The 25,833-nt window shown below is 58.7% G+C and carries 23 protein-coding genes and 2 pseudogenes; 4 read left to right on the top strand and 21 right to left on the bottom strand.

Annotation, left to right across the window (positions count from 1 at the left end; genetic code table 11):
- Positions 1-295 precede the first annotated feature (295 nt).
- Both ACVIGB_RS20965 and ACVIGB_RS20970 read left to right on the top strand, forming a co-directional pair.
- A complete protein-coding gene (locus ACVIGB_RS20965; RefSeq protein ID WP_456749202.1) occupies positions 296-2,038 on the top strand; it encodes an adenylate/guanylate cyclase domain-containing protein in 1,743 nt (580 codons plus the stop codon).
- Positions 2,039-2,041: 3 nt separating this feature from the next.
- Positions 2,042-2,212, top strand: a complete 171-nt coding sequence (locus tag ACVIGB_RS20970; RefSeq protein ID WP_456721216.1) for a hypothetical protein — start codon at positions 2,042-2,044, stop codon at positions 2,210-2,212.
- A gap of 601 nt (positions 2,213-2,813) precedes the next feature.
- Here the strand turns inward: ACVIGB_RS20970 and ACVIGB_RS20975 are convergent.
- The 7 genes and pseudogenes from ACVIGB_RS20975 to ACVIGB_RS21005 form a co-directional block, all read right to left on the bottom strand.
- Positions 2,814-3,110, bottom strand: a pseudogene (locus tag ACVIGB_RS20975) (DUF3551 domain-containing protein); the annotation flags it as partial.
- A 164-nt stretch (positions 3,111-3,274) separates the two neighbouring features.
- Positions 3,275-4,567: a biotin/lipoyl-binding protein gene (locus ACVIGB_RS20980; protein WP_456721215.1), complete on the bottom strand. Its 1,293-nt coding sequence runs from the start codon at positions 4,565-4,567 to the stop codon at positions 3,275-3,277.
- A 10-nt stretch (positions 4,568-4,577) separates the two neighbouring features.
- Positions 4,578-4,781 (bottom strand): DUF1656 domain-containing protein, encoded by a 204-nt coding sequence (locus ACVIGB_RS20985; RefSeq protein WP_456721214.1) that lies wholly within the window; start codon positions 4,779-4,781, stop codon positions 4,578-4,580.
- On the bottom strand, positions 4,778-6,733 hold the full coding sequence (locus ACVIGB_RS20990) for an FUSC family protein (protein ID WP_456721213.1): 1,956 nt from the start codon (positions 6,731-6,733) through the stop codon (positions 4,778-4,780). The genes ACVIGB_RS20985 and ACVIGB_RS20990 overlap by 4 nt, the downstream gene beginning before the upstream one ends.
- Positions 6,734-6,856: 123 nt before the next feature.
- Positions 6,857-7,837 carry a cytochrome d ubiquinol oxidase subunit II gene (cydB, locus tag ACVIGB_RS20995; protein ID WP_456721212.1) on the bottom strand — a complete coding sequence of 327 codons (981 nt, stop codon included), beginning with the start codon at positions 7,835-7,837 and terminating at the stop codon, positions 6,857-6,859.
- Positions 7,834-9,240: a cytochrome ubiquinol oxidase subunit I gene (locus tag ACVIGB_RS21000; protein WP_456721211.1), complete on the bottom strand. Its 1,407-nt coding sequence runs from the start codon at positions 9,238-9,240 to the stop codon at positions 7,834-7,836. The genes cydB and ACVIGB_RS21000 overlap by 4 nt, the downstream gene beginning before the upstream one ends.
- Before the next feature lie 41 nt (positions 9,241-9,281).
- Positions 9,282-9,467: pseudogene (locus ACVIGB_RS21005) on the bottom strand (thiamine pyrophosphate-binding protein); the annotation flags it as partial.
- Positions 9,468-10,764: 1,297 nt separating this feature from the next.
- On the opposite strand from ACVIGB_RS21005, the gene ACVIGB_RS21010 reads away from it, so the two are divergent.
- Together ACVIGB_RS21010 and ACVIGB_RS21015 are read left to right on the top strand one after the other, a co-directional pair.
- Positions 10,765-11,004, top strand: a complete 240-nt coding sequence (locus ACVIGB_RS21010; RefSeq protein WP_456721210.1) for a hypothetical protein — start codon at positions 10,765-10,767, stop codon at positions 11,002-11,004.
- Between the two features lie 203 nt (positions 11,005-11,207).
- Positions 11,208-11,657, top strand: coding sequence for a hypothetical protein (locus tag ACVIGB_RS21015; protein ID WP_456721209.1), 450 nt, complete (start codon positions 11,208-11,210; stop codon positions 11,655-11,657).
- 250 nt (positions 11,658-11,907) lie between these two features.
- On the opposite strand, the gene ACVIGB_RS21020 is transcribed toward ACVIGB_RS21015, so the two are convergent.
- The 14 genes from ACVIGB_RS21020 to ACVIGB_RS21085 all read right to left on the bottom strand — a co-directional run bounded on the left by ACVIGB_RS21020 (position 11,908) and on the right by ACVIGB_RS21085 (position 25,823).
- Positions 11,908-12,807, bottom strand: coding sequence for an efflux RND transporter periplasmic adaptor subunit (locus tag ACVIGB_RS21020; RefSeq protein WP_456721208.1), 900 nt, complete (start codon positions 12,805-12,807; stop codon positions 11,908-11,910).
- A gap of 8 nt (positions 12,808-12,815) precedes the next feature.
- Positions 12,816-13,019, bottom strand: coding sequence for a DUF1656 domain-containing protein (locus ACVIGB_RS21025; RefSeq protein ID WP_456721207.1), 204 nt, complete (start codon positions 13,017-13,019; stop codon positions 12,816-12,818).
- Positions 13,006-15,072 carry an FUSC family protein gene (locus ACVIGB_RS21030; protein ID WP_456721206.1) on the bottom strand — a complete coding sequence of 689 codons (2,067 nt, stop codon included), beginning with the start codon at positions 15,070-15,072 and terminating at the stop codon, positions 13,006-13,008. The genes ACVIGB_RS21025 and ACVIGB_RS21030 overlap by 14 nt, the downstream gene beginning before the upstream one ends.
- Complete coding sequence (locus ACVIGB_RS21035; protein ID WP_456721205.1) at positions 15,072-15,827, bottom strand: YoaK family protein; 756 nt, start codon at positions 15,825-15,827, stop codon at positions 15,072-15,074. Before ACVIGB_RS21035 ends, ACVIGB_RS21030 begins: the two co-directional genes overlap by 1 nt.
- A gap of 51 nt (positions 15,828-15,878) precedes the next feature.
- Positions 15,879-16,430 carry an FUSC family protein gene (locus tag ACVIGB_RS21040; RefSeq protein WP_456721204.1) on the bottom strand — a complete coding sequence of 184 codons (552 nt, stop codon included), beginning with the start codon at positions 16,428-16,430 and terminating at the stop codon, positions 15,879-15,881.
- 116 nt (positions 16,431-16,546) lie between these two features.
- Positions 16,547-18,187 carry an NAD-dependent malic enzyme gene (locus ACVIGB_RS21045; protein ID WP_456721203.1) on the bottom strand — a complete coding sequence of 547 codons (1,641 nt, stop codon included), beginning with the start codon at positions 18,185-18,187 and terminating at the stop codon, positions 16,547-16,549.
- 373 nt (positions 18,188-18,560) lie between these two features.
- A complete protein-coding gene (locus ACVIGB_RS21050; RefSeq protein WP_456721202.1) occupies positions 18,561-19,007 on the bottom strand; it encodes a hypothetical protein in 447 nt (148 codons plus the stop codon).
- Between the two features lie 4 nt (positions 19,008-19,011).
- The gene (locus tag ACVIGB_RS21055) at positions 19,012-19,635 is read right to left on the bottom strand and encodes a LutC/YkgG family protein (protein WP_456721201.1); all 624 of its coding nucleotides are present in this window, start codon (positions 19,633-19,635) and stop codon (positions 19,012-19,014) included.
- A complete protein-coding gene (locus tag ACVIGB_RS21060; RefSeq protein WP_456721200.1) occupies positions 19,632-21,185 on the bottom strand; it encodes a lactate utilization protein B in 1,554 nt (517 codons plus the stop codon). The genes ACVIGB_RS21055 and ACVIGB_RS21060 overlap by 4 nt, the downstream gene beginning before the upstream one ends.
- Positions 21,182-21,925: a (Fe-S)-binding protein gene (locus ACVIGB_RS21065; RefSeq protein WP_456721199.1), complete on the bottom strand. Its 744-nt coding sequence runs from the start codon at positions 21,923-21,925 to the stop codon at positions 21,182-21,184. The genes ACVIGB_RS21060 and ACVIGB_RS21065 overlap by 4 nt, the downstream gene beginning before the upstream one ends.
- A 167-nt stretch (positions 21,926-22,092) precedes the next feature.
- Entirely contained in the window at positions 22,093-23,499 is a 1,407-nt protein-coding gene (gene fumC, locus ACVIGB_RS21070; RefSeq protein WP_456721198.1) for a class II fumarate hydratase, read from the bottom strand.
- A 508-nt stretch (positions 23,500-24,007) separates the two neighbouring features.
- Positions 24,008-24,595 carry an ABC transporter substrate-binding protein gene (locus tag ACVIGB_RS21075; protein ID WP_456721197.1) on the bottom strand — a complete coding sequence of 196 codons (588 nt, stop codon included), beginning with the start codon at positions 24,593-24,595 and terminating at the stop codon, positions 24,008-24,010.
- Positions 24,596-24,670: 75 nt separating this feature from the next.
- The gene (locus ACVIGB_RS21080) at positions 24,671-24,829 is read right to left on the bottom strand and encodes a hypothetical protein (protein WP_456721196.1); all 159 of its coding nucleotides are present in this window, start codon (positions 24,827-24,829) and stop codon (positions 24,671-24,673) included.
- A gap of 334 nt (positions 24,830-25,163) precedes the next feature.
- A complete protein-coding gene (locus tag ACVIGB_RS21085; protein ID WP_456721195.1) occupies positions 25,164-25,823 on the bottom strand; it encodes a helix-turn-helix domain-containing protein in 660 nt (219 codons plus the stop codon).
- Between the last annotated feature and the right edge of the window lie 10 nt (positions 25,824-25,833).

Raw genomic sequence — 25,833 nt, forward strand, 5'->3', positions numbered from 1 at the left:
AAAACAAAAAGCCCACTTAGACCGAAGGCGATGATCGGCATCGATTTCGCTCAGGTGAAGAGGAAGTCGATCGAAATGGCGTGGGGTATGGCCGCTCTCAGATCTCATCGCGCGGTCCGCGGATGTCTGCTCACTGGGGCCTAACGGACCCCAACGGAAATCCCACCAACTTTCGAGTGTGACCCAACAGAGGCATCGACCGAGGTCGCCAGACCTATTATGATCGCATATCGTCAAAGGGGCTTTCGGGTAAAAGCAGGTGAGCCGTAGTCGGGTCGAGCGACGACTGGTAGCTGTGCTGGCGGCGGACGTGGCCGGCTACAGCCGACTTATGGGGTTGGACGAGGTCGGCACTCTTGAAGCCCTGAAGTCCCACCGGCGCGATATCGTTGATCCCGCGATCAAAGCGCACTATGGGCGCATCGTCAAAACCACGGGCGACGGCATGCTGGTTGAGTTCGCCAGCGCCGTTGACGCTGTCACATGTGCGGTCTCGGTCCAGGAAAGGATGGCAGAGCGAAACGCCGCAAGTTCCGGTCCCCATATTGCTTTCCGTATCGGCATCAATATTGGTGACATCATCATCGAGGGTGACGACATATTTGGCGATGGCGTCAACATTGCTGCGCGCATTGAAGGCGAATGCAAACCTGGCGGCGTCAGCCTTTCGGCAAGTGCCTTCGAGCAGGTAAGAGGCAAGACAGAGTTTTCTTTTGAAGACCTCGGAGAGAAATCACTTAAGAACATCGACCGACCGGTTCGCATCTACGCTACGCATTCGCTCAAAGCGCCAGCGAGCGGACTTGCCGCAAGTCAGATTGCCCAACCTAAGGCGGCTCCCCCCATTCCCGAGAGGCCTTCGATCGCGGTCCTGCCATTTCAGAACATGTCTGGTGATCCCGACCAGGAGTATTTCGCGGATGGGATAGTTGAAGATATCATTACGGGTCTTTCTCACTTCAAATCGCTGTTCGTCATCGCCCGGAATTCTTCATTCACCTATAAGGGAAAGGCAGTCGACATAAAGCAAGTAGGTCGCGAGCTTGGTGTTCGATACGTTCTCGAGGGCAGCGTCAGAAAGGGAAGCGGAAGAGTGCGCATCACGGGGCAGTTGATCGATGCCACCAGCGGCGCTCACCTTTGGGCTGACAAGTTTGATGGCGCGGTGGCCGATGTGTTCGAGTTGCAGGATGAAATCACCGAGAAGGTCGTTTCGTCGATTGCCCCTGCACTTGAAGTCGCCGAAATCGAGCGGGCCGGCCACCAGCCAGCGGCACTTCATAGCTATGACCTATTTTTGAAAGGGATGGCTTTCTACTATCGAAGGACGGGTCCGGATTTTATGCAGGCCTACGCCATCTTTAAACAAGCGTTGGAGATTGACCCAAGCTATGCCGCCGCGCATGCGATGTTGGCCTTCAGTGGCTTAGCCTTTCAGGCGTTCACCGGAGTAAAACTGTCCGTTGACCGATTACAGGAAGCCCTCGAAAGTGCGGAGGCGGCAAGAAAGTTGGACGAAGCTGATGCATTCGTTCAAGCCGCTGCAGGGCATGTTCTCGTCTATCTCGGGCAAAAATACGACCTCGGCCTTTCACTGGTCGACCGCGCGGTAAAGCTCAACCCGAACCTCGCTCCGGCATGGTATAGTCGGGGGGCAGTAACGCTAATGTGCGATCAGCCGGAGGAAGCAATCAAGAGCTTCAATCATGTGATGCGGCTGAGCCCTCGCGATCCCTTGTTGGTTCGAGTCTGGTACATGACAAGCTGGGCATATTTCTCGCAGAATGACTATGCGAATGGACTTCGTGTTGCCGATCAGGCGCTACAGAGGGCACCTGATGTTCATTCGCTGGCAGCGTTCATCGCAAACGCAATTCGAGATGAGAAGCCGCTTGAAGCGAGGCAGGCAGCTCAGCGTCTGCTCGAATTTCAGCCGGATTTCCGAGCTTCCCACGCACACTATCTGTTTCCGATTAGATCACTCTTTGTCCGGGAAGGCATCCAGGGCGCGCTTCGGGACGCCGGCATCCCCGACTAATTGATGGCCTATGACAGGTCCGCCGCTGTTGGCCCGTCTGAGATGCCGCTCACGATGGGCTTAGCGAAGGACCGACCCAGCGAGGCAATCATGATCGATATTGCTACGGCGATGGCCTTCATTTCGATTTACGATCCATTACTCATCATGAGCTTAGTGGCGTTGGCCATGTAGAAGTTCATCGCTCGACTTTTGTTTGAACTCTTCGCCTTTGACGATCGATGCGCTTGCGCAAGCGTGACGGCGAGAGTCGGAATGACGCGATTGGTGGTTCACGCACGAAAAGTTCGGCGAAATAAGACAAGAATTCCACTTGGACTAACGGCGCAGATCCAGCGGGGGGATCCGTGTCGATCACTCGGAGGGCTAATACGATGCTGGGTAGGGGGTGGTCAATTCCTCGGGCGCCCCTCAGCTCTCGGACCGGCCTCACTACCATTCAGGGATTTTTTTTCATGCAGCGCGCGGTTTTCGGACAGCGCCAAGCGGGCGCGAATCTCGATCACGGCAGAAAAGGTTGCTACATTAGATACTTAGGAACTAACGTATGACGAAGAGCTCGCAACCCGGTCGAGCATTTGGGCATTAATTTTCTCCTCGAATTTTTTCGCGTTGAAACGAGTATCGGGAAAACCCTTTTCGGACCTTACAACTTCGTCGACGGTCGTTTTGCGCCAGAAGCGATCGTTCGATCACAGTGCATTGCGGTTCGGGATTATGCAGCCAAGCGGCGCTCCTCTTCGCCGGTGCGCCTCGTCCATCGCTCGCGGGCGGGTCAGCGTCGATCGATGATGATTTCACCTGATCTGCGATAGCGCGTTTGCGCATTGAAGACGAACGCAGGATTCGCAAGGCAATAGCCCAAGCCGCCAGACGAGCTAGCGCGGCATTCTTCGAACTTCGCGTAATTGCAGCGCAGCGCATTGTTGGACCCGCCGGCCAGGCAGACCGGATATGAAGCCGCACTTGCGGGAGTCGCTGCGCCTAAAGCGCTGACAAGCACAACCAAGGCGGCGCCAGGTGGAATCGCTGCAGCGATCGCAAATTTGAACATGCACGTTGCTCCTCCTGATGCTGCATAGAGTAGCTGACGTGCTTCCGAAGATCTTGGTCATACCTGCCCCACTTAGGGGGCCACTTCGCTATTCTGTCAACGACAGCTGCTGCTATCTTTCAAATCCTCCCCGCGACCTTCGACCGAAACTCCAGAGCGCCCTCGCGTTTTACCAGACGAGATCAGCGAATGCCGGGTGATCGATTCATGCCGGGCGCCAGGCCTGGATTGATCTGCTCCGGAGACATTGCGCGCGGTACGTCTTCCGCAGGAATCGACTCTATCGGAGCCCGCTCCGGAGTGAAGACTGGCAGGCAATTTGGACGCGGCGGCGGTCCCGTGAAAAGATCAGAGAGCTGGTCCAGGACGTCCGCGCGCAGGCGATCGAGCCAGCTTCGATGATCGGTCCCTGATGTCGGCCGGACGGTTACCGTGGCAGTCATTCCGGACACGAGCGGCACACCCGCCGGTACGGTGTCGATGGATACGCGAACCGGCACGCGCTGGGCGAGACGCACCCAGGTATAGACTGGATCAACATTGGGCAAACCTTGGGTACCTGAAGCCGCATTCGAAGTGCTAATGCCTCGGGTGACCGTTCCAACATGTCCGATGATCGGCTGAGAATAGCCCATCAACTTCGCGTCCGCGCGATCCCCAACACAGATTCCCGCCATTTTTGTTTCTTCAAAATACCCGTCAATCCAGAAGCTGTCGGTATCGATGGTGGAGATATTGCTGGTTCCGGCATGCGCAAAATCGCCGGCCCGCATAAGCAGGTTCGTGACATACCCGTTCACAGGGCTGCGCACCTTGGTCCTTTGAAGGTTGATCTCCGCTTGAGCGAGCTGTTGTTGAGCGGCATCGAGCGCGGCCTTCGCCTGAAGGGCATTGCCGGCATAGATCTGCTGCTCCTCCGGGGTCGTAGCCAAGTTAGTTAAATGCTGGCGTCGCTCGGATTCGAGTTGCTTGACCTGGAGGTCCGCGGCTCGCTGTTGAACAGTTGCGATTGCAGTGAGTCGAGCAACTTCGAAATCAAACGATTCGATCGTGTAAAGGACGTCACCTTTGTGCACAAATTGGTTATCGACAACCCTTACATCGTTGATTTGACCCGATATCTGAGGTGCGACGCTCGCGACCTGTACACGCACGGTTCCATTTCGCGTCCAGGGGGCCGTTACGTAGTGCTGCCAAGTTAGAAAGGCGGTCAAGATGGCGAGTAGTGCGATCGCAAGCGTGGCAAGGCGCTTACCAAGCGCGACCAGGAAAACTGAAGCGGCATTGCGCTTCTTAGAAGGAATCGTCGCCGATTCCGGCGAAGCCTGCGATTGATGACCGCCGGCGTCTGGGTCGACACGTTCGATGTGCTCTGCCTCCGGCAGCCGGGCTTTGCCGCCGCCGATATCAGCCTGCATTTTGTCGTGCTGGGCATCGCCTGTTGAGACTTGGTCCCCGTTGACAAGAGCTTCCACGACTTTCTCCTTAGAACAACAACGTCAGCAATCCGAAGATGGCGATATATAAGCTAAGCTCCGCAATCGGCGGATTGCTGAACCAATCGGAAAATCCAACGAGATGTAGAACTGGCCGCAATATTACGATGAGAGCAATCGTCGCTACGGCGTAGGAAAGGAGGGGCGCGATTAATACCCCGCCAATCACCAGTTCCCGATAGCTGTGGGTCATGACCTTCCCTCCGCGGAAAATTCCGCGCCGAGACGCGACGAGGTGAACGTGACACTTGCGAGGAGGAGCGCTGCGCTGGCGCCCGCCACGGAAACGTCTCGGATGGATGCCACCTCGTTCAACGCATGGGCCGATGCGACGATGGCGCCGGGATCCCGCTTCACGAGCGAAGTGTACGCCGTGCCGACCTCAGTCCGCAGCGGACTTTGGGCAAGCCGATCCAGCTCAACCTCACACAGGCGAAGGGTCGCCGCCTGGTCAAAGATCGCCATGGCCTCTTCCATTGCCGAGCGATGCTGAGGGGTGTTGCCGCCGGCGGCCAAGATCTGCGCGACCCGACCGGAATCGCGAAACATGGCCTCCTCGGGTGCAAGATCGCGTCTTCGCTGACTTGGCAAGTGTTTGAGGTCGCGGTACGCCGAGGCCAGCAACCAATGTCGGCGACGATCGTTCGATGTCGGAGGAATGAAGATCTCCGCCGCAAACAGAAGGCCTGTCGCAAGCAGAAGGAAGAGAACGGAGAACAAAAACGTCTGCGGATTGTAGGTTTGTGGATTGCTGGGGGCAACAAGCACGAGGATGAAGACCAGGTTAAGACGTCCGAGCGCCGACAGGATCCGGTTCGACAAGGTCATCAGGAGCGCAGCTCCGATCATGAACGGCGCCAGGCCGATCGCCAGCAAGGGAAACGACGTGGCGCCGTCTAGAACGACGAACTCCAGTATGCCAGCCATGAGTGATGCGACTGGCGCCGCCACAACTGCTATCATTGTGAAAGCGCGCAAATCAGGTGTCGTAGCGCCCAACCCGATGATGATCGCGATAAACGACAGCGAAACCTCTGTCGAGGACCATCCGCTCATTGCGAAGAAGGTCGCTGCCAACAAAAAGTAGACCGTTGCCCTAATGCCTGTTTCAGCCGCAATACGATGGGAACGATACAACGGCGCGCGCCATGCTCTTGGCGGACGCCTGCCTGCACTTAGGTCGTCGAGGCTCCTCCTCACCTCTCCATCCGTTCGAATGAGATATTTGGCCCACCATGATTGGGAAGCTACTGCAGGCTCCGAATCCTTTGCCTGATATTCGAGAAGTAATACATCTGATGACGAGGCCGGGTCGCCGGGTTTCCTCTCGAGCTGGGCGATGACTTGGTCACGCAATGGCAATTGGACAGCCGCAGGCGACATTTCCAGGGCTCGAGCGGCGAACAGCTCGGCAACAAGGCCTACCATCACATTGCGGGCGGCGGCACTCCTTGCCGGGCCGCTGTTCAATTCTGCAGCGAGGCTGGCAATCTCGGGCCGCAGGGCGACGATGTCGCGCAACAATCCCACCGCCGTCATGACAGGCATCGCTTCTCCGTTGAGAATGCACCGCGCGTAGTCGGCTATTCGGTGACGAAGGGCTTCGAGTTGAGCGGTCAATTGCGGATGATGATCCGGTGCAGCCAGCAGATCGTTCAGGACTGCGACAGTAAGGACCCCGACCATGATAGCGGCTCCGCGCGCCATGGCGGAGTCGAAGACATGTTGGGGATTGTCAATCTGCTGAACAGCGATGATTGCTATTGTGTAGCCGCTGAGCGCTGCCGCATAGGCACGATTGCCGTCCAGCAATCCCACCGTATAGACGCAAATTCCCAGCCAGGCTGCAAATGCAACCAGAAGGAGGCTGCCGGTCTGGACGAAAAGACCAATGATGATGATCGATGCCGCTACGCCAATGACGGTTGCAATCAGTCGAAAGACGGCCTTCTCGAGAACCTGCCCTCGGGTTGGTAGCGCGAGGATGGTAACCGTCACCGCAGCCGACGACGGTGCTTCCAGCTCAAGCCAGAAGCCTATGTAGAGCGCCAATACGATTGCCAACCAGATCCTGATCGCGAAGGCCCAGGAACTCAGAGGCAGTCCCGCAAAGACCGCTGGATGTCTGTCGACCGCAGTCGTCACGGCGCTCTCCAGTCTTCAAGCGCAGGAGGGTGGTGATCCATCGGGCGGGCCCGTATTTGATCTGCTACGATCATTTGAGATGCTCGATCGCCTTTTCTCGAAGTCGCCAACTTGAAGGCGCGCTTACTCGTAGCGCGCATCGGTGACTTTTCCTCGAAATAATCGGTAGACCAGCAGCGTGTAGATGAGCGTGAGTGGCATGACCAAGAGGCCTGCCCCCCAGAATATAAAGCTCAGGCTGGACGGGGGTGACGCCGCTTGCTCGACGGTGAGCGCGAACGGAATCATGTATGGCCAAAACGAGCAAGCTAAGGTGCCGAATGCCGCCATGAAGATCAGAGCGGAGAATCTGAAGGGAGCCAAGTCATCTCGCCGCTGTCCGCGCTTCAGCAAGCAGATTGAAGATATTGCTCCGATCAGCGGGAAGATGAGCAGGTATGGACGCTCCAACCAGCGATTCATCAGGCTAAGATGCATTGCCAGGGAGAGAACGAGGGCAGTTGCCAGAAATGCAAGCACCCCAATGGTCAATACAGGCAGCAATCGATAAGCGTGCTCTCTGGTCGGCCCCTCGCATTTCCGGACGAGCCAGCTTGCGCCAAGAAGACTGTAGCCGAACACCAGTCCAAGCCCACACAGCGCTGCGAACGGACTGAACCAACCGAACGTACCGCCAACATAGTGTCCGTCCTTCATGGGCAGGCCTTCCACCAAGGCGCCGACCGTCATGCCTTGAACGAATGTCGCTACCAACGATCCTCCCGCAAAGCCCAAGTCCCAGAACCAGCGAAAGCCCATCGACTTGTAGCGAAACTCGAACGCAACGCCGCGCAGGATCAATGCGCACAACATCAGCACAAGGGGAAGATAGAAGGCCGACAGGAGCGCCGCATACCCGGCCGGGAAGGCTCCGAACAAGACTGTGCCGGTGATGACCAACCAAGTCTCGTTTCCGTCCCAGACGGGCGAGATCGCACTGAGCATCCTCCGGCGATTTGTTTCATCGGCGAACGCAAACAGGATGCCGACGCCCAGGTCAAAGCCATCCAAAAGAACGTAGAGAGATGTGGTTACGCCAAGCAGACCTGCCCAAAAAAGAATCATGTCCGGTTTCCTCCTCGCGTCGTTCCCGGAACCGGACCAGCGCCAGTAACCCCGAGCGGACGCTTTGGGTTGACGGAAAGCAACTTCTCGGATTCAACGGGCCCGGCCTTCAACAGCCGATAGACATACAAAATCCCGAAGCTAAATATGACGAAGTAGACGACTGCGAAGATGATCAGGGAGATCGCTACAGCCTGTGTGGTCAGCGTCGGCGTGATGGCATCTGCCGTTCGCAAAACGCCATATACGCTCCAAGGCTGACGACCTACTTCGGCAGTGAACCAACCCGTTAACGTCGCGACGAACGGCAGCGGGAAACTCAGAAAAGTCGCCCACAGTAACAACCGCTCACCTCGCCTGCGATCAAACAAAAGATAGAACGAGCCTAGCCAAGCCAAGGCCAACATCAGCAGGCCGCATCCCACCATCACCCTGAAGGCAAAGAAAGGAATCGCGACGGGCGGCCGATCCTCTTTCGGAAAGCTGGTCAGCCCGACCTCCTTCGAGTCAAGCCGCATCGATCCGATGACGCTTCCAAGATAGGGAATCTTGAGTTCGAGATGGTTTTCTTCCCTCGCTTCGTCGGGAATAGCGATGACGACCTCACCGGCAGGCTGTTCGTCATGCCAGCGCCCTTCGATCGCAGCAAATTTAGCGGGTTGTTTTTCGTGAACGTAGTCGCCGTTCAGATGACCAAGAAACAACTGAACGGGAACGACAAGAGCTGCAAGGAACAGGCCCATTCGCAACATCAGCCTTCCTTCGACCGCATATGTTCCGCGCAAGCGGTACCATGCTCCCGTCGCAGCGACACAGAATGCGCCGGTCAGATAGGCGGCGACCAGCATATGAGGAAAGCGGACCCATACGACCGGACTGAAGATGATCGCCTTCCAATCGTTCGGGACGAAGATGCCGTTCTCGATCGCGTAGCCTACCGGTGCCTGCATCCAACTGTTGTTCACCATGATCCAGAAGGCGCTGAAAGTCGTGCCGAGCGCCACCATCAAAGTTGAAAACAGGTAGACCGCTGGCGAGGCCCGGTTTCGTCCGAAGATCAGCACGCCGAAGAACGATGCCTCCAGGGCAAACGCCGTAAAGCTCTCGTAGGTCAATAGCGGACCCTGAATCGGTCCTGTCATCTCTGAGAGCCGGCTCCAATTCATGCCAAATTCAAAGGCGAGCACGATTCCGGAGACGACACCCATGCCAAATGTCACGCCGAATATCTTGAGCCAGAATTCGAAGACACGGCGATACACCGGCCTGCCGGTGACCAGATGAAACGTCTCGAGCACCGTCAGCCACGCAGCAAGCCCAATCGTGAATGACGGGAAGATGATATGAAACGATACCGTGAAGGCAAACTGCAGACGAGACAGTAGAAGCGCGGTCCAGACCATGGGTTGGTTTCCTAATCCGTCTTGCCTGTTAGAGCGTTAGATTGAGCTTCAGCTCCCGTCGCAAAGGCGGCCGCCTCTTCCTGACGCATGTGGATCCAATCGATCAAGTTTCTCCGCCGCAACGCATCGGTAAGACCGTTGAGCGAGTCGTCGACCACACCGTAGACGCGCTCGACGCCTGTCTTCTCGAGGGTTTCGACGAGGTATTCGGACGCAATATTGTTCATCGGTTTCCTTCTTTCGTTTGCGCAGTACCTCCCTCGCAGAGGGTGTCCGCGGGACCTGGGGACTCCGCAGAGACCCTCTCGGCGGAGCGAGGGTCTGCACGCTTCGCCGTAACTTGGGGCTCCTCGAGTTCGCTAATGGGTGACGTCTTCCAACATCTTCACATCCGTCATCCATCCAATGAGAGCGAATTACCTCAGCGGGACTCTATCCAAGCTCGACCGCAATTGATTTGATCGGTCTGCTCAGCTGTGTGTATTTCCGCGGCTTCGCGGGTGTCGTTGATGCTGCCGAATGCATGCGTCTTCAGAGCTCTTGGGTGCCCTTACGATTTCATCTCGCGGCCACGAGCGACGGAATGAAGGAGGATTTAGCGGTGAAGGCTCGCGCTCAATTACAGAAGGGCGGCCAGGGGGGTAGTTTCGGCCATTCCTGCGGGAAATAGCAGCGCGGCTTGTCATGGCGATATCCAGACTGCGACCTGGAGCGATAGTGACGACTCTCCGCGGCTTCGCACGTGCCGCTGGCGAAGGCAGCGATAGTGGCGAGAGAGTCCAGTCCGCCAGTATCCCGATTTCAGAGATCGAATAGGAAGGTGAGGATCGAAATCCGCGACGGACCCTAAGCGGCACCAGTATTTCAAGTGTTTCGCCCCAGACTTCGAGAAAACAGAGCGCCCCCCTCGTCCATCCATATATCGTGAGCAGGACGCTCTCCAGGAGCAGCAAACGAGCTCATCTATAATTGGCTTATCGTGCTTGCCCGCGGGCAGCGGGGATTCTGCTTTGAGAGCCTTGCGGTAACTTGGTTGTTGCTGGGCCTCGGGCAGTCTTTGCACAAGGGCTACAAACGACGCCGGTTCGGTACAAGCGCGTGATCCACGAGCAATTTATCTCTACCTGCCGTTATGGCGACTCGACGTATGGATCCCATCGTAGGACATTCGTATGGACACGGACAGAAAATGCAGCTGGGTGTGGCTACGGCCCGCGTCATTCGATCGGCGCTGTCTGCTGTTGGCTTTGGTTTCGGTGATCAACTCTGCCGGCGGCTCGATGGCGCAAGGAACGCCGGATGAACGTCGAGCCTGCACGCCCGACGTGTTCAGACTTTGCAGTCCATATATTCCCGATCCAGATGAGATAGCGGCCTGTCTCAGAGCGAAGAGTGCGGAGCTCAGTGATCCATGTAGGGAGATCATCTCTGCGGGAAAGAGGCCATCCGAAAGTAACGCCACTCCGCAGGTTCTAAAGCGCATTACACCGTGAGAAGGAGCCTATGCAGCATGACGGAGGCAGCATGATCGCTTTCCCATTTGCAAGCCGGAAGGTCGCCCGCGAGCGGGAGATTGAGCGCATTTTGAACGCGCTTAATGTGCTGACAGTCCAACGCGCCGTCGCGATCACGAGCCGTTTGCCGCAAGATCACCTCGACGAACTGGCGACAGAGGAAGCCAACTATCGGCGACGCGCTCGCGAACTGGGTGCGGCAGGGCTATCAGTTTTCCAAAAAGACAAAGCGCCGCCGGGGTTATCATGAGGACGCGTTCGCTTTTTATCTCGGCAATCGGCGGGCCTGTTGCCCCGCCGTATGCAGCCGACCCGCGTTCGGCCTTCGACGGTGCCGGGATCTCGTTTTCGAGACGCAAAGCGTAGCTTGCGGCTGATTACCGAAACGCCACCGCCATCACATTAGCACTCAGGTTCGGCCCACCGCTGAACGCTTCTGGTGAAATACCGCTCATGAAGGCTTCGATCATTTCTGCATTCGCCGCTCTGACCGGCACAATCGCGGGCGGGTTGACAAGTGCTGCTGCAAATTGGATGAGCCACCGAATCCAGGTCCGCGCCCGATGGCTCCAGCACGACAAGAATCGGCGGCAGATGCTTTACCGCGATTTTATCGAGGAAGCGACGAAGTGCTACATTGATGCGCTTCAGCACGGCGAGGCTGACATTCCTAGTCTGGTCGGACTCTATGCGAAGCTCAGCAGGATGCGCGTCTTATCCTCGACGCAAGTGGTGCGCAGTGCGGATGACATTATTCGTAGGATCCTGGGTACATACCTGGAGCCCGACAAGAGCTTCCTCGAACTGCGCGACATGGCGAATGATGGGACGATTGACTTTTTGCACGAGTTCAGCCTTGCGTGCCGGGAAGAGTTCGAAGAGATGCAAGCTCGGCAGTTCTGACAATTCGCTTTTACGACAACTGCCATTGAGCCGCATCCGATCTTCATCGTGATAGCGCGCTTGGCAATATTTTCTGGATTAAGGCATCTCTCCTCTGCCCGCATCCGCATAGCCCAGCGAGTCCGAGGGGAATCGGTTGTGCGGACCCGGTCATTGATTGTGCCGAACTTGACGTATCCGGTTTGGCGCGGACTGATGTGCGGTCGGTAATCGGCGTTCGTCAGAGGTCGGAAGCGAATTATCCCAGTAGTCATTTTCGAGAACGGGGATTGATTTCCACGGTAGCCGTCATGCCGGCCACGAGCCGCACATCCTCCGGCACGTCATCGATATGAAGCCGAACAGGCACGCGCTGCGCGAGCCTGACCCAGGTGAAGATCGGGTTCACGGATGCGAGGCCCGCGGCGTCCGGTTGCGCGTTCGCGACATTGATGCCCCTCGCGATTCCCTTGACATGACCTCGGAGGATTTGTCGATAGCCCAGCAACTTGATCGCCGCCGCGTCGCTCTCGTGAATTTTCGACAGAATGGTCTCCTCGAAATAGCCGTCGACCCAGAAGGAGTCGACGTTGACTACGGAAATGCTCTTCTGTCCGATGTTGACGTAATCGCCGAGTTGCACCAGCAAGTTTGTCACATAGCCGTTAACCGGCGAGAGGATCCGCGTCCGCCTCAAATTCACATTGGCCTGATCCAAATTTGCAGAGGCACGCCGATAGCCAGCATGCGCGGCCAGGGCGTTGGCGGCGAAGGTCTGCTTTTCCTCGGTCGAGGCTGCGAGATCGTCCAGTTTTTGCCGGCGCTGGAACTCCGCGTCCGCGTTCTGTGCGGTCGCCCTCGCCTGTTCGAGGGCCGCCTCCGCAAGGCTAACGCCGATCTTGTAGTCTGTCGGATCGACGACCATCAAAAGATCGCCTTTGCGCACGTACTGATTGTCGGCTACGGGAAGCTCAACGATCCGTCCCGCAACCTCGGGCGCCTCGGCGACGACATAGGCGCGTACGGTGGCGTCACGCGTCCAAGGGGTCTCCATATAGGCGCTCCATGCCGCCCAGACGGCCAGGCTCGCAAGCCCCACCACCCCGAGAGTGACAGCTGTCCGGTTGATTCGGCGGCGCGCTCCGTCGCGGCTGTAATCGACTTCCAACATGAGCAGACTCAATTTGCTGCGAAAAGAACGATGCATGAGACGATGATAGCGTAGACGGCAAACTCCAGAAGCGCCGGGTGCCACGCAAGCCGCAGGATGCCGCCTCTGTCAGCAGCCCAGCGGACCGGCAGCAGGATGAGCCAAGCCACCACCATCATCACCGAGATCGGCGCTACGTAGACGCCGAACAAATCGACCTCAACAAAGCTCATGGATAGCCTTCGCGTCGAAGTAGACTGCGTGTCGAAGGAGTTCTTCGGAGATGACGCGGATGCAGCCTTGCGCCCGCAGCACCAACGTGCGTTTCCTACCGGCAGCGGGACGCGTCGAGAGAGCGTTGTCGAGATGCTCAAACCTCTCTCTTGCAACGGCGCTCCTGCCCCACGCTAGGGGCTCAAGCGCGGCATCGATCTGCGCACTCTCTCCGAGCCGGCGCGCGATACGGCGAAGCCGGATGACTTCGGACCCGACCGAAAGGGCAACGAGCAGCCGGGAGCGCTGCAGCGAGGCTGCTTGCTGGGGAAAAACTGATAGCCGAGCGTATACTGCACTTTCCCATGCACTTCGTGTTCCTATTGTCCTAGCTGTCGTGATCTCGCGCAGATCACGAAGAGTGAGAGCCAAGAGGCGGGCAGCATGGAATGCTGGTGAGGCAGGCGGCACCAGGCGGAACGCAAGTGTAGACACCCCCGCCCCTACAATGATGGCCAGCACGGAGTTGTAGAACTGCACCGAGTCGTAGCTGATCACATTCTCCGGGTTCACGAGCGGGAGGAACCAGGAGGCGATGGCTCCGAACATTGCCGGCTGCCAGGGAAGCGTGGACAGCGCCGCCGCCGGTATCAGCACCACACCGATCGCCATCGCCACGCTGGGGAAAGTCTCGCAGCCGGGCAACACGGCGAATTTGATGACCGCCGCGCAGACGGCGGCCATTGTAACGCCGAGCCAGCGGCTCTTGGCGGTGGCGTAAGCCTGGCCCACATTGGGCGAGAAACTGGTGATGAAGATTGTCGACCAGGCGATCGCTACGGCCCCGCTCGGCCATGCTGTGGTGATCCAGAAGAACTCGACGCAGCAGATGGTCGCAAATATGCGCACCGCATTGATCAGCGCGGGCTGGTAGTCGGGAATCTGTAGCTGTGCCGCACGAGCTTTCCGCTCGCATCGACCCCGACCAACTATCATTGCAATGCCGTCGAGCGTACGTGTGATGCCCATCAGCGCTTCGGCGGCCGCATCGGCCAACATCCGCGCCGAAGGTGTGTCGACCGGTAGTGCCATCATAGCCTTCACCGCGGCGGCACAGATGCGCCGCAAGTGAGCGGCATTGGTCGCCCAGCTTGCCAGATCGCCTTCGACGGACGTTGAGCGCAACGCCGTGGGTAGGCTTAGCAAAACAGCTTCGGCTTCATCCCTGCGGCGCTCCCTCGGAGCCAACTCCAGATGATTGGAAACCATGCGCCAGCTTGAAAGGGCCACGAATAGCCCTTGGACCGCCGCCCGCAATTCCTGCGAACTTAGTCGCAGATCCGGCGCTTCGCCGATCACTTCGTCAATCACGGGTTCGAGTGCCATGGTCCGCCGAATGAGATCGCGGCGACTCATGCGCATCTCGTCACCACCCGCTCCGGCGAGCGCGCGGGCCAACCCGTGGGTGAGTTCCGACCGCAGAACGGCGAACAACTCGGCGAGGCGACGCCTCGCTCGACCAACATCGGTGCTAGCCATGACCAAAGTCGCGCAGGCCAGCCCGATCCAGATCTCGCTGACCCGTGTAAGGGCCAACAAGAAGATGTCTCCGCTCGGCCCGCCGGTCGCGCCGAGTTCGTCGCTCGCGATGATCACGGCTGTGAAGCCGGCGAGGGCGGCGCCATAGGCGGCAAAGCCGCGCAGAATAGTCGCGACGAAGCCGCATGCAGCGCCCCAGAAAGCAAGACCCAGGAGGAAGCCAGCACGGCTTTGCGGAAAACAAGCGGTGAGGATCACGATCGCCACGGCACCGAGCACCGTGCCCACCATGCGGAACCGCCCCTTCCGTAGCGAGGCTCCGAGACTTGGCTGCGCCACGATCGCGGCCGTCGTGCCCGCCCAGTAGGCATTATCAAGCTGGAGCCAAAATGCGATGTAGAGGGCGAGGCATGCTGCGGCCCAGAGGCGCAGGCCGAAGAGCAGACTAGGGAGCAGCGACGGTATCCGCCGCGGCGACTGACTGGTCTCCGGTTGCGCGGTCATTGCAGATAGCGAAATCGGAACCGGCCCCATCAACCTGCGCTCCCGTCGCGTTGGCTGGAAAAGCCCAATGCGAATGCGATCAACGCGGTGCCGGCGGGCAGCGCCAGGGAGGGAAGACCGACCGCAGCCTTACACGCGGTGCCAAGAGCGCAGCCTGCGGCAAAGCCGACTATCGTTGGCCACGTATGCTGCGCTCGATCGCGGGCTCTGGCCACGTCGCGCAGATCGCGACTGAAGACCACGGTTCCGATATCCATCACAAACCGCGTGATATTGCTGGTCATCACGGCTGTCGTCGGTGCTCCTCGCAGCGAGATCTGCACAAGGGCGTTCTGCACCGCCATGGCCGCAACGCCGAGCATGCCAGCGATAATTGTGTTGCACGCGTTTGGATCGATTTCAGGATTTGCCGTGACGCACACCAGTAACATGCCCAAGAGCAGCATGACTTGCAGCGCCAATAACGGCCGCAGCGAAGCGATTCGCATTGTCTCCAGGCCCGCCACCAGCAGCCTTGTCAGGCCGAGTGCCGCAATGAAGACGGGAACGGACAGCATCGGCGCCATCGTGGCGATGCCGCCGTCGACTACGTGCGCGGCCAGAATGACCAGATTGCCGGTAATGTGGGCGGTGAACAGCCCGCCAAGGCTCAGGAAGCTGATGACATCGACGCTTCCTGCGGTCACGCTGAGCACGAACGGGAGCAACATCGTGCCGAGCGAGGTGTCGACCGAAGGGGTCAGGGGCCAAGCACGCGGAACATCAGACCTGTCTGCCACCGTCATGCCCCCACCGGATATCGATAGGACTCGGTATGTCTCCGCCAATGAGGAGGTTCATTGTGCCTTAGGCGTCCCGATAACGCTTTGAAACAGGTGCGAGCCTGTCCATTGACATACGACACCTACTGCGATCCCCACCACAGTGTCGGCAAGACGGAGCAACGGCTGCTGCCAGGCGTCCACGGGGCTCATTGCTGCAACGACCATGACAACGGTCGTCGTTATTCCTACAGTGACGATGTCCTCACGCCGTCCTAACAGCGCCATTGCCAATGTACCGATGGCTATCAATGCTGCCATCCCAACCGGAGTGAACGGGAAGAGTGAGAGGTAGAGCAAACACAGCGCGAAGCTCACGCACGTGGCTATTAGGCGTGCGATACCTGCAGACAGGCTCCCGAGACGGGTTTCTCTGAAGACGAACACGGTGGCGACTACCGCCCACATCCCGCCCAAAAAGTCGGAAGGCTCGTCGACAAATCGAGACAGGGTATGCGTCATTATCCAATAAGTGATGAAGCACGCTATCGCCATGTTTATTGCGTAGGCGACATCCCACGAAGATAGCTTTTGGTTTTTCACTTCCGGTATGACTTCGTCTCGCACTGGATCGCTCCGCAATGATCGGTCTTCGGCTTCCCGCGTGTTCGCGGGGTCGAGACTGTGAGTTCGCCCTCCGCAAGATCCGGGGCGGCCACTGCCAGCCGCCCCGGGAACCCGTATCAGTATTGAGGTTTGTAGAGCTGGCCTTCGATCCAGGCCCGAACATCGCGAGGCCGCTCGACCTGCGCCAGGCCCTGATCGAACATGAACTCGGCAACGCGCGCCGCGGTCGTGACCTCCGTTTCCAGGATGTTTGCCTGGCTCGGATAGAGCATGCCTTTGGCGCGCAGCCCGGCATCTACCTGATCGGCAGTCGCTTGAGCGGCGACGATGAAGCATTGGTCCGTGATCAGCCGCGGTCGCGCCACATAGGTTGCTAAGGCCACCGCTGGGTAGACGTAGAAGTTGTTGGCTTGCCCAGGATGGAAAGTCTCGCCGTTCAATGTCACGTCTGGGAACTGCACGCCCGCAGCGTAGAGCGCCTTGCCCTTCGACCAGGCGTAAGCCTGCCCGGCGTTGCACTCGGCCTTCTCAGTCGGGTTGGACAGCGCGAAGATGATCGGACGCTCATTGAGGCGGCTCATGGTCTCGACGACCGGCTGGGTGAAGGTGCCGCCTTTCGTGCTGACGCCGATCAGGATCGTGGGCTTGAATCTCTCGATGGTTTGGACCAGGTCCTTCGACGAGTTCGCCTTATGGGCATAGACCTTCTGCGCGTCGGAGAGATCGGTGCGTGACGATTCCACCAAGCCTTTGATGTCGAACATCGAGATGCGGGAGCGTGCGGCGTCGCGTGTCAGACCCTCCATCTGCATCGCCTCGACGATCATGTTGGCGATGCCGATCCCGGCCGACCCGGCGCCGAGGAACAGGATCCGCTGGTCCTTCAGAGGCGCGCCTTTAATCTGCAAGGCAGTCGTGAGGCCGGCGATAGTGACGCTCGCAGTGCCCTGGATGTCATCGTTGTAGCACAGCACCTTGTCCCGATACCGGTTGAAGATGCGGATCGCGTCCGTGCCCTTCCAGTCCTCGAAGTGGATGCAGCAGCCGGGGAACACCTTTTGCACGGCCTGAACGAATTCTTCGACGAGTTCATCGAGTTCCTCTTCGGATGGAGGCGGCTCACGCAAGCCGAGATAAGTCGGATCGGCGCGCAACGCCGCATTGGTCGTGCCGATGTCGAACAAGATTGGGAGGAGATGCGACGGAGGCACCGCGGCGCAAGCCGTATAGAGCTGGAGTTTGCCGATCGGAATGCCCATGCCGTTGGCGCCAATGTCGCCTAGTCCGAGGATTCGGCCGCCCGTCGACACGCAGATGAAGCGGACATCCCGTTCAGGCCAATTTTGCAGCACCTTTGCGATCCGCCCCTTCATGTGACGCGTGATGTACATACCGCGTGCTCGCCGATAGATGTGGCCGAAGGTGAGGCAGGCATCGGCCACGGTCGGATCGTAAAGGATCGGGAGGAACCGCATCGGATCGGACATCACGGTGCGATAGAACAGCGTCTCATTCCGATCGGACAGCCCGATGAGATAGATGTAGCGCTCGAGGTCCGTTGGCTTGGCCTCCAGATGGCCCAACACCCGCTCGACTTGCCGGTCGAGGCTTTCCGCCGAAGGCGGCAACAAACCATCGAGGCCAAACCGCTGGCGCTCGTCCTCGGTGAATGCGGTGCCTTTGTTGCGCGCAGGATCATTCAAGAGTGCAAGGCCGACCAGGTTATCGGCGCTTTCAGTTATTGGGGTCTGGTTCATGGGTTCACCTTTCTCGTCCAATTGATGGGTTGCGTTTGCGCTTTTGTAAGGGGCAGTGCTAGGTGCGGAAGGCTATCGATATGTCCGAAGGCTTCCCAAGATCATATTCGCGGGCCAATCATCTTGAGGCGCTTCCCTTGGTGTAGTCCGTGGGACGGCGCACCTTTTTCCAGCGTACTTTCCGAAGATACCTTGGCCGCGACACACATCTCCGCCCCAACACGAATGCCGGTGGCTTGTCGCATGCGCTTTTTGCGATGTTGGCACCAGACCACCAATGGCGACGAGGACTAGGGTCAGCACAATACCTCTCGCCTTTGGCGTCATACTCTGGATCTTTCTCGCCGTACTGCTTACCGCAGTCATCCGTGTCTCAGTACCACCGTGCCGGTTCGCACGGAGGTTGCCTGTAGGGATCTGAGGCAAATGCCCCAACGTCTGGGGCGCGGATGCAGTGACGCCCACTGATGTGAACGACGCGAGAACTGTCGATAATCGTCCCATTCTTGTCATGCCACGATCTAGCTCGGTGCTCGCGCGCCATAGCGGGAGCCGCAGTTAGGGCCGCAGCGAAAAGTCCGGCGAAAAGACATCCAAAAAACTTGCTCATTAGCTTCTCCGTACGGGTGCGATAGAACAGCGTCTCATTCCGATCGGTCGGGCCGATGAAATTGATGTAGCGAGCGAGGTTCGTCGGCTTGGCCTCCAGATGGCCCAATATTCGCTCGACCTGCAGGTCGAGGCTTTCAGCCGAAGCCGACAGCGGGCCCTCAAGGCCGACCAGTTTGTCGGCGCGTTCAGCAATTGCGGTCTGGTTCATGGGATCACCTCTCTGATTCATGGTTGGGTTGCGTTTGCGCTCTCGTAAGGGGCAGGACCGAAAGCGAGCGCACGCCTTGGGCCCCGTGGATCAACACACCCTCGATATCCGCCGTGGCGGATGGGCCGGTGTGGAAGCTGGCATAGTGCCTGTCGCGAAACTCGGGCCGGCGATAGGCATGGTGCAGGTTGACGACAATGTCGGCGGGATCGAGCAGCACGATCAGGTGCTGCGCGAGGTAGGCGACGCCGTTGACGTGAAGGTGGGCATCGCTCAGGAGTACGGAGCCGGTCTCCGCGACGGCGAACGATGCGCGGACGATGGCAAAATCGACATCCGCGAGGTCCCGTGGCGCGGCCACGGTAGCGATATCGCGGTTGCCCGCGATCTCCGGCACGGTTGAGCAGACGATTTTAGCGTCCGCGATCTTTGCCCGGACCGGCGCCAAAGCGTCGCCGGAGGCCGGCGGATCGAGGAACACGCCGCCCATGCGATGCAGATTGTCCTTGAAAGCCGACAGAAGCGAACCCGGCGGATCGCTGTCAAAGAGGGGGACGTGAGGCAGCGGCCGGTCCACTCGTGGCAGATTGGCCCGGATCGAGGCCAGGATGTCCTCGCGGCTGCTCATGGCTTCGCTCCCCGGTTCGCGTGATACCAGCTGTGAAAGGTCTGTTTGGGTGGATGCGGCACTTCGCGGTGCTTGCCCCAGGCGTTGAGGCCGTTGTAGATGACGAAGCGTGGCAGATGGGCGAGCGCCGTATCGGCCGAGGCGATCGCGGCGCGGTAGGCAGCGGGCCGGGACAACAGCGCCCCGGCGGCCTTCATGGCGGCCTTCTTGGCGAGCGGCACCTCATGCTGGTTCACGAGCACGCGCCGCCACGCATAGATCTGCTCGTGGATGTTGATCTTCACCGGGCAGACATTGGTGCAGCTGCCGTTGAGCGACGAAGCGAATGGCAGGTTGCTGTATTTCCGCGCGTTGAAGGTAGGGTCGATGATGAGCCCGATCGGGCCGGAATAGGTGGCGCCATAGCTCAGGCCGCCGCTGCGGCGATAGACCGGACAGGTGTTCATGCAGGCACCGCAGCGGATGCACTTCAAAGACGTCCAGAACTCGTCCAGGCCCAGGCGGGCTGACCGGCCGTTGTCTACGAGCACCACATGCATTTCGCCTTCCGCTCGAGGTCCGCGGAAATGGGAGGTGTACTGGGTCATCGGCGAGCCGAGGGCGCTGCGCGACAAGAGGCGGAGGAGCACCGCCAGGTGCTCAAGGCGGGGAATGATCTTCTCGATGCCGATCGAGGCTATGTGCAGCTTCGGCACGTTGGCTGACAAATCGGCGTTGCCCTCGTTGGTGCAGACGACGAATGTCCCCGTCTCGGCGACCACGAAATTGGCCCCCGTCATGCCCGCGTCGGCATTGAGGATCAGCGGGCGGGTCGCCTCTCTCTGTGCTTCCGCCAGATAGTGGACATCGGTGTTGCCAGGGTCGGTGCCGATCGTACGCGAGAATACTCCCGCCACATCGGTGCGCAGCTTGTGCACGGCGGGCACCACGACATGGCTTGGATCCTCGTTGTCAAGTTGCTGAATCCGCTCGCCGAGATCGGTCTCGATCACGTCGATCCCGACGGAAGCCATGTAATGCCGGAAGCCGCACTCCTCGGTCAGCATCGACTTGCTTTTGATCAGCGATGTCGCGCCGTGGTCGCGCAAGATACCATGCACGATCTGGTTATGCTCGGCGGCGTCGCGTGCCCAATGCACATGGATCCCGTTCGCTCTCGCATTGGTCTCGAACTGGTCGAGATACTCGTCAAGATGGGTGAGCGTGTGCTCCTTGATTGCCGAAGCGAGCGAACGAAGCTCCTCCCATTCAGGAATGCCGTGCATCTCCCGGTCGCGCTTTTGTCGCAGATCCCAGAGCCGCTCGTCGTGCATCTTCTCGTGTTCGGTGGCAGCGATGAAGCGCGCGGCAGCCTCCTGCTGGTCGATCGGCCGATTGCCGCGGACCTTGGCGCCCCGCGGCTGCGGCTCGGGAGTCGACCGCAGCGGCTTCGATGTTCCCTCGGCGTGATCAAGGCGGCGGCCGCCGCGGATGATGGCATCGGCATCGCCCTCGGCCCGCAGTTCGGGATGGAGCATGGCGTCGTCGGTTCGCTCGCGTGACGTGCTCATGCGCTGGCTCCGTTCAGGATCTGGGCGACGTGAATAAACTTGATCGGAACGCCGATGCGCTCGGCGCAGCCTTGCTGATGCATCAGGCACGAGCTGTCAGCCGAGACGATGTATTCGGCGCCGGCCTGCGCATGGTCGCGAACCTTGTCGTAGCCCATCTTGGTGGAAACGACCTCCTCGAACACCGAGAACGTACCGCCGAAGCCACAGCATTCGTCGGGGCGCGCCGGCCGAACAAACTCGATGCCGTCAACTTTGGAAAGCAGGTCGATGGGCTTGGAGAAGAAGGGCGCGTGCAACTCGGACGGAAGCGCGTGCTTGAGCCGGCGCAGCGTGCCGCAACTGTTGTGCAATCCGACCCGATGCGGAAATCTGGCCCACGGAAAGGCGTCGACCTTCTGGATGTCGTGAAGAAATTCGACCAGCTCGAAGGTCCGCGAACGGATCTCCTTGACCTCGTCGGTCTGCTCTATCGCGTCGAAATTGTCCCGGACGTGGTGAACGCAGCTGCCGGACGGTGAGACGACGTAATCGAAGCCAGAAAAGTTGCGCACGAACAGCGCCTCGGTATCGGCGCACTCGGCGTTGAAGCCTCCATTCGCCATCGGTTGGCCACAGCAGGTCTGGTCACGCGGGTACACGACGTCGTGGCCGAACCGCTCAAGCAGCTCGAGCGTAGCGATGCCGACCTCGGGGAGGACGGCATCAATGAAGCAAGGAATAAAAAGCCCGATGCGCATAACTTACCTCTTTTCTGTCCTTCACGTCCGAAAACCCCGCCGCTCAGCGCAGCTTTGGCCTCGGTCGTACGATCCGATTTGCCTGATGCACCACAGTAAGTGACGTTGAGCTCTCAATTAACGGCGGCAAATGCAGCGCAGTCCGTCGCGGCCCGTACCGGCGCGCCCTAAACGGCTGTGGCGACATAGGGCTTCACCATCTTCTTCGGATCGACGACGCGGTCGAATTCCTCGGCGCCGACGAAGCCAAGCTGAAGAGCGGCCTCCCTCAGCGTAAGATCGTGCTCAAGTGCATGGTGGGCGATCTTCGATGCCTTGTCATAGCCGATCACCGGCGCGAGGGCCGTAACAAGCATCAGGGAGCGCTCGACATATTCGGCAATCTTCTTCAGATTCGGCCGTGTGCCTTCGACCAGAAATTTGCGGAAGTTTGTGCAACCATCGGTAAGAAGGGTGATCGATTGGGCGACATTGGCGATCATCAACGGCTTATAAACATTCATCTCGAGATAGCCGCCGGCGCCGCCGAAGCCCACGGCTACATCGTTCGCCATCACCTGAACAGCGAGCATCGTCAAAGCTTCGGCCTGCGTCGGGTTGACCTTGCCCGGCATGATCGACGAGCCGGGCTCGTTCTCGGGGATCAGCAGTTCCGCGAAGCCGGCACGCGGCCCGCAGGACATCAGCCTTATGTCGTTGCCGATTTTATACAGCGAAGTGGCCAGGGTGCGTAGCGTGCCCGAGAGTTGCACGAGCGCATCGTGCGAACCCTGCACGGTAAATTTATTCGGTGCACTTACGAACGGCAGGCCGGTAAGTTTGGCAATCTCGGCGGCTGCCTTATCGGCAAAGCCAAGTGCCGCATTGATACCTGTACCCACCGCAGTGCCGCCGAGCGCCAGCCGATAAGTGCCCTTGAGAGCGTCCTCGATGCGCTCAAGGTCATCGTCCAGCATGCCCGCATAACCTGACCATTCCTGACCCAAGGTAAGCGGCGTCGCATCCTGCATATGCGTCCGACCGATCTTGACGATGTCGGCCCATTCGACAGCCTTGCTGGCAAACGCGTCGCGCAGCGCTTTCACGGCGGGAACAAGGCGATCATTCACGCCCACGGCGGCAGCGATATACATCGCCGAGGGGAATGAATCGTTCGACGATTGCGACATGTTTACGTGATCGTTCGGGTGAACCGGCGTCTTGCTGCCGATCTTCGTGCTGGCGAGCTGCGTGCAGCGGTTGGAGATGACCTCGTTCACGTTCATATTGAATTGGGTGCCGCTGCCCGTCATCCACACATGCAGTGGAAACATGTCGTGATGCTGGCCACCGAGAATTTCGTCGCAGACCCGGACGATCAGCTCGTGAACATTGGCGTCGAGACGCTTGCCGGCATGATTGGCATTGGCGGCTGACTTTTTGAGGATGGCATACGCGCTTACCATCTCGCGTGGGATCAGATCATGACCGATGCTGAAATGCTCCAGCGAACGTTGCGTCTGCGCTCCCCAGAGCTTTTCAGCAGGCACATGCACTTCGCCGAGGCTATCGCTTTCGATTCGAAACTTTTCCATTGCACACTCCTCAGAGAACCGGTGAGCTGATCCCTCCAGATGAGCAACGAGTCTCAAGCCCGGCTCTCTTGGTCATGGCACCCAGCCCTACTGTCACTGTTCGGGTGATAATATGCATCGTACCGCGAGACTTTTCTTGTATTGGGCTGCGAGCCCGTGCATCTGACTGCGCGAATAGCGAAGGACACCGCTGCAGACGGTCGCAGACTGCACACTGACATTAACGGTCAGCCGTCCTATCCACCTGCATGGCGCGGCCAACGAGTGCGCAAATCGCGATACGGAAATTGGAGTTTGTGCAAATTGGCATTGTATTGCGCGCATTCGCTTCAACAGCGACCGCGATCAAATGGCGATACGAGCTTGCGCTCACAGAAGGCTTTCAGAAATGCGATCGGCCTCTTTCTGCTATCCCTGTTGCTTCAGCTTGACCTCATTCTATTACCTCGCCGGCAAGCTCCAACAACCTAGTGGGGATCGTGAGGCCCACCGACTTTGCCGTCTTGAGTTAATGATCATTTCGAACGTCCACCTTTAACCGGCTCATGCTCTCGAACGCAGTGTCGACTTCTCCGTCGTTGTTGATATCGATGACATGAAGACGTTGACGCACCTCTCGTGCGGCCGCCTTGGCATCCTCAATTTGGCGCCCGGCCAACGTTCCATTCGTGTTCACGAGCAGCGCAACGTCGATCGCCCAGGGCACGATTTCTCGCAGTAGTTGCTTGCGCTTTGCGAGCAAGGCAGTGGCGATGAAGATTGCTCCCGTAGTGTTTGATCTCGGGCGGTTGAGGTTGTCGACAAGGCCATCAGCAACCGGATCGCCGCCGTAGGCAAACACGATCGGAATCTTTGTCGTAGCTTGCTTCGACGCGCGGGCTGGGACCGGCAAACCTGACGCCAGAATGACAGCAACCTCGGTGCTCACCAGGTCAGCTGCCAGCGCGCGCAGTCTGCTAAATTGCCCCCCAGCTGAGCGCGAGATGATGATGAGGTTGCGACCTTCGATGTATCCAGCCTCGGCAAGGCCGACGCGAATGCCATTCGTCGCCCAATCCGGTGGATTCGCTACGGTCAGCAGCCCTATTACCGGCATTGCGGCTCGTTCAGCGCGCGCTAAGACACAAGGTCAGAGCCGGACCTGCGGCCAACGTTATGCATTCCCGTCGTCTCATGCGCCGTCAATCGATGAGCGGGTATGCGGGTCGATACCTCGCCGTTTTAGTTCTGCCTCAATGACCTCGAATGCCAGTTCCGCAGGCATTACTGCAAGATTTACCCATAGGATTAGAGCGTCACGAGCGACGATCAGGATTTGCGTCATGGTCATACTGCGGTCCTCTATTGTGCTCGTCTCCGATGTGCGGGCAGCATTAGCTTTCTCCGCTCGAGCTCCACGTTCGCATCACCAAGACGAAGTTGAACCCGCTTAAAGCGAGGACGATGCGGCCGGCGGCATAGGAACGGCGTAGCCGATTGCCGAACATTGTTCTGTTCGCAATTCCTCATACCTTGGTCGGGCGCCAACATGGTGGAGTTGGCGCGGCCAACGGACGACGGCCCTTTTTCCATTCGCTCCGTCTGGAATGTGAGACTCCTGAAGCAGTCCGTTCGGTGGAGAGGAATTGATTGGACGTATCCGTAAACAGAGCCTTTCACCCAAATCAGGTCCCTGTTGTTTCATCGGTACTCGCCCAATCATTCGAGCGAACGTCAATTAAGCGTTCTTCCCTCATACCCGCTCTTGAGATTGAGTCCTTGACCTCGTGCTCGCGCCGCCAGATCGATGGGCTTTGACCAAACGCGCGCTGGAACAGTTTGGACAAATGCGCGTGATCCGTAAGACCGACGTCCAGAGCTATTTCACTCAGCGGTTCTGAGGTTGTTACCATCAAATGACAGGCTCTCTCGAGACGCCGCTTAATCACGTAAGCATGCGGGGGTTCTCCAAAGGCTTGTTTGAACGAGCGCGCAAAATGCGCCGGGCTCCGCTGCGCTACAGCACTGAGATCTTTAGCGTCGATATTTCTGTGTAAATTTTCTTCGATAAATGCGCGCACGCGAGCTATCTGCCAGCTCGCCAATGCTCCCGGCCTGGATCCGTTAGCGCCTGAGCTACGTTCAATTTCTGACTGCAGGATGGATGACGCCGTGACCAGCGATGCCTTTGCTGCCTCACGATCACTGTCGAGTTCGCGTCGCGCCGTCTCAAGGAGCTTCGCTAGACTTCTTGCCAAACAAGGAAATGGCAAACCGGCTCCAGCCGGCGGCTTCGTTGCATTGGTTTGGAGGCTATCTGCGAGTTGATCTGCAACGAATTTCATGTTTCCATTC

The sequence above is a fragment of the Bradyrhizobium sp. USDA 4341 genome (genome assembly GCF_054063755.1).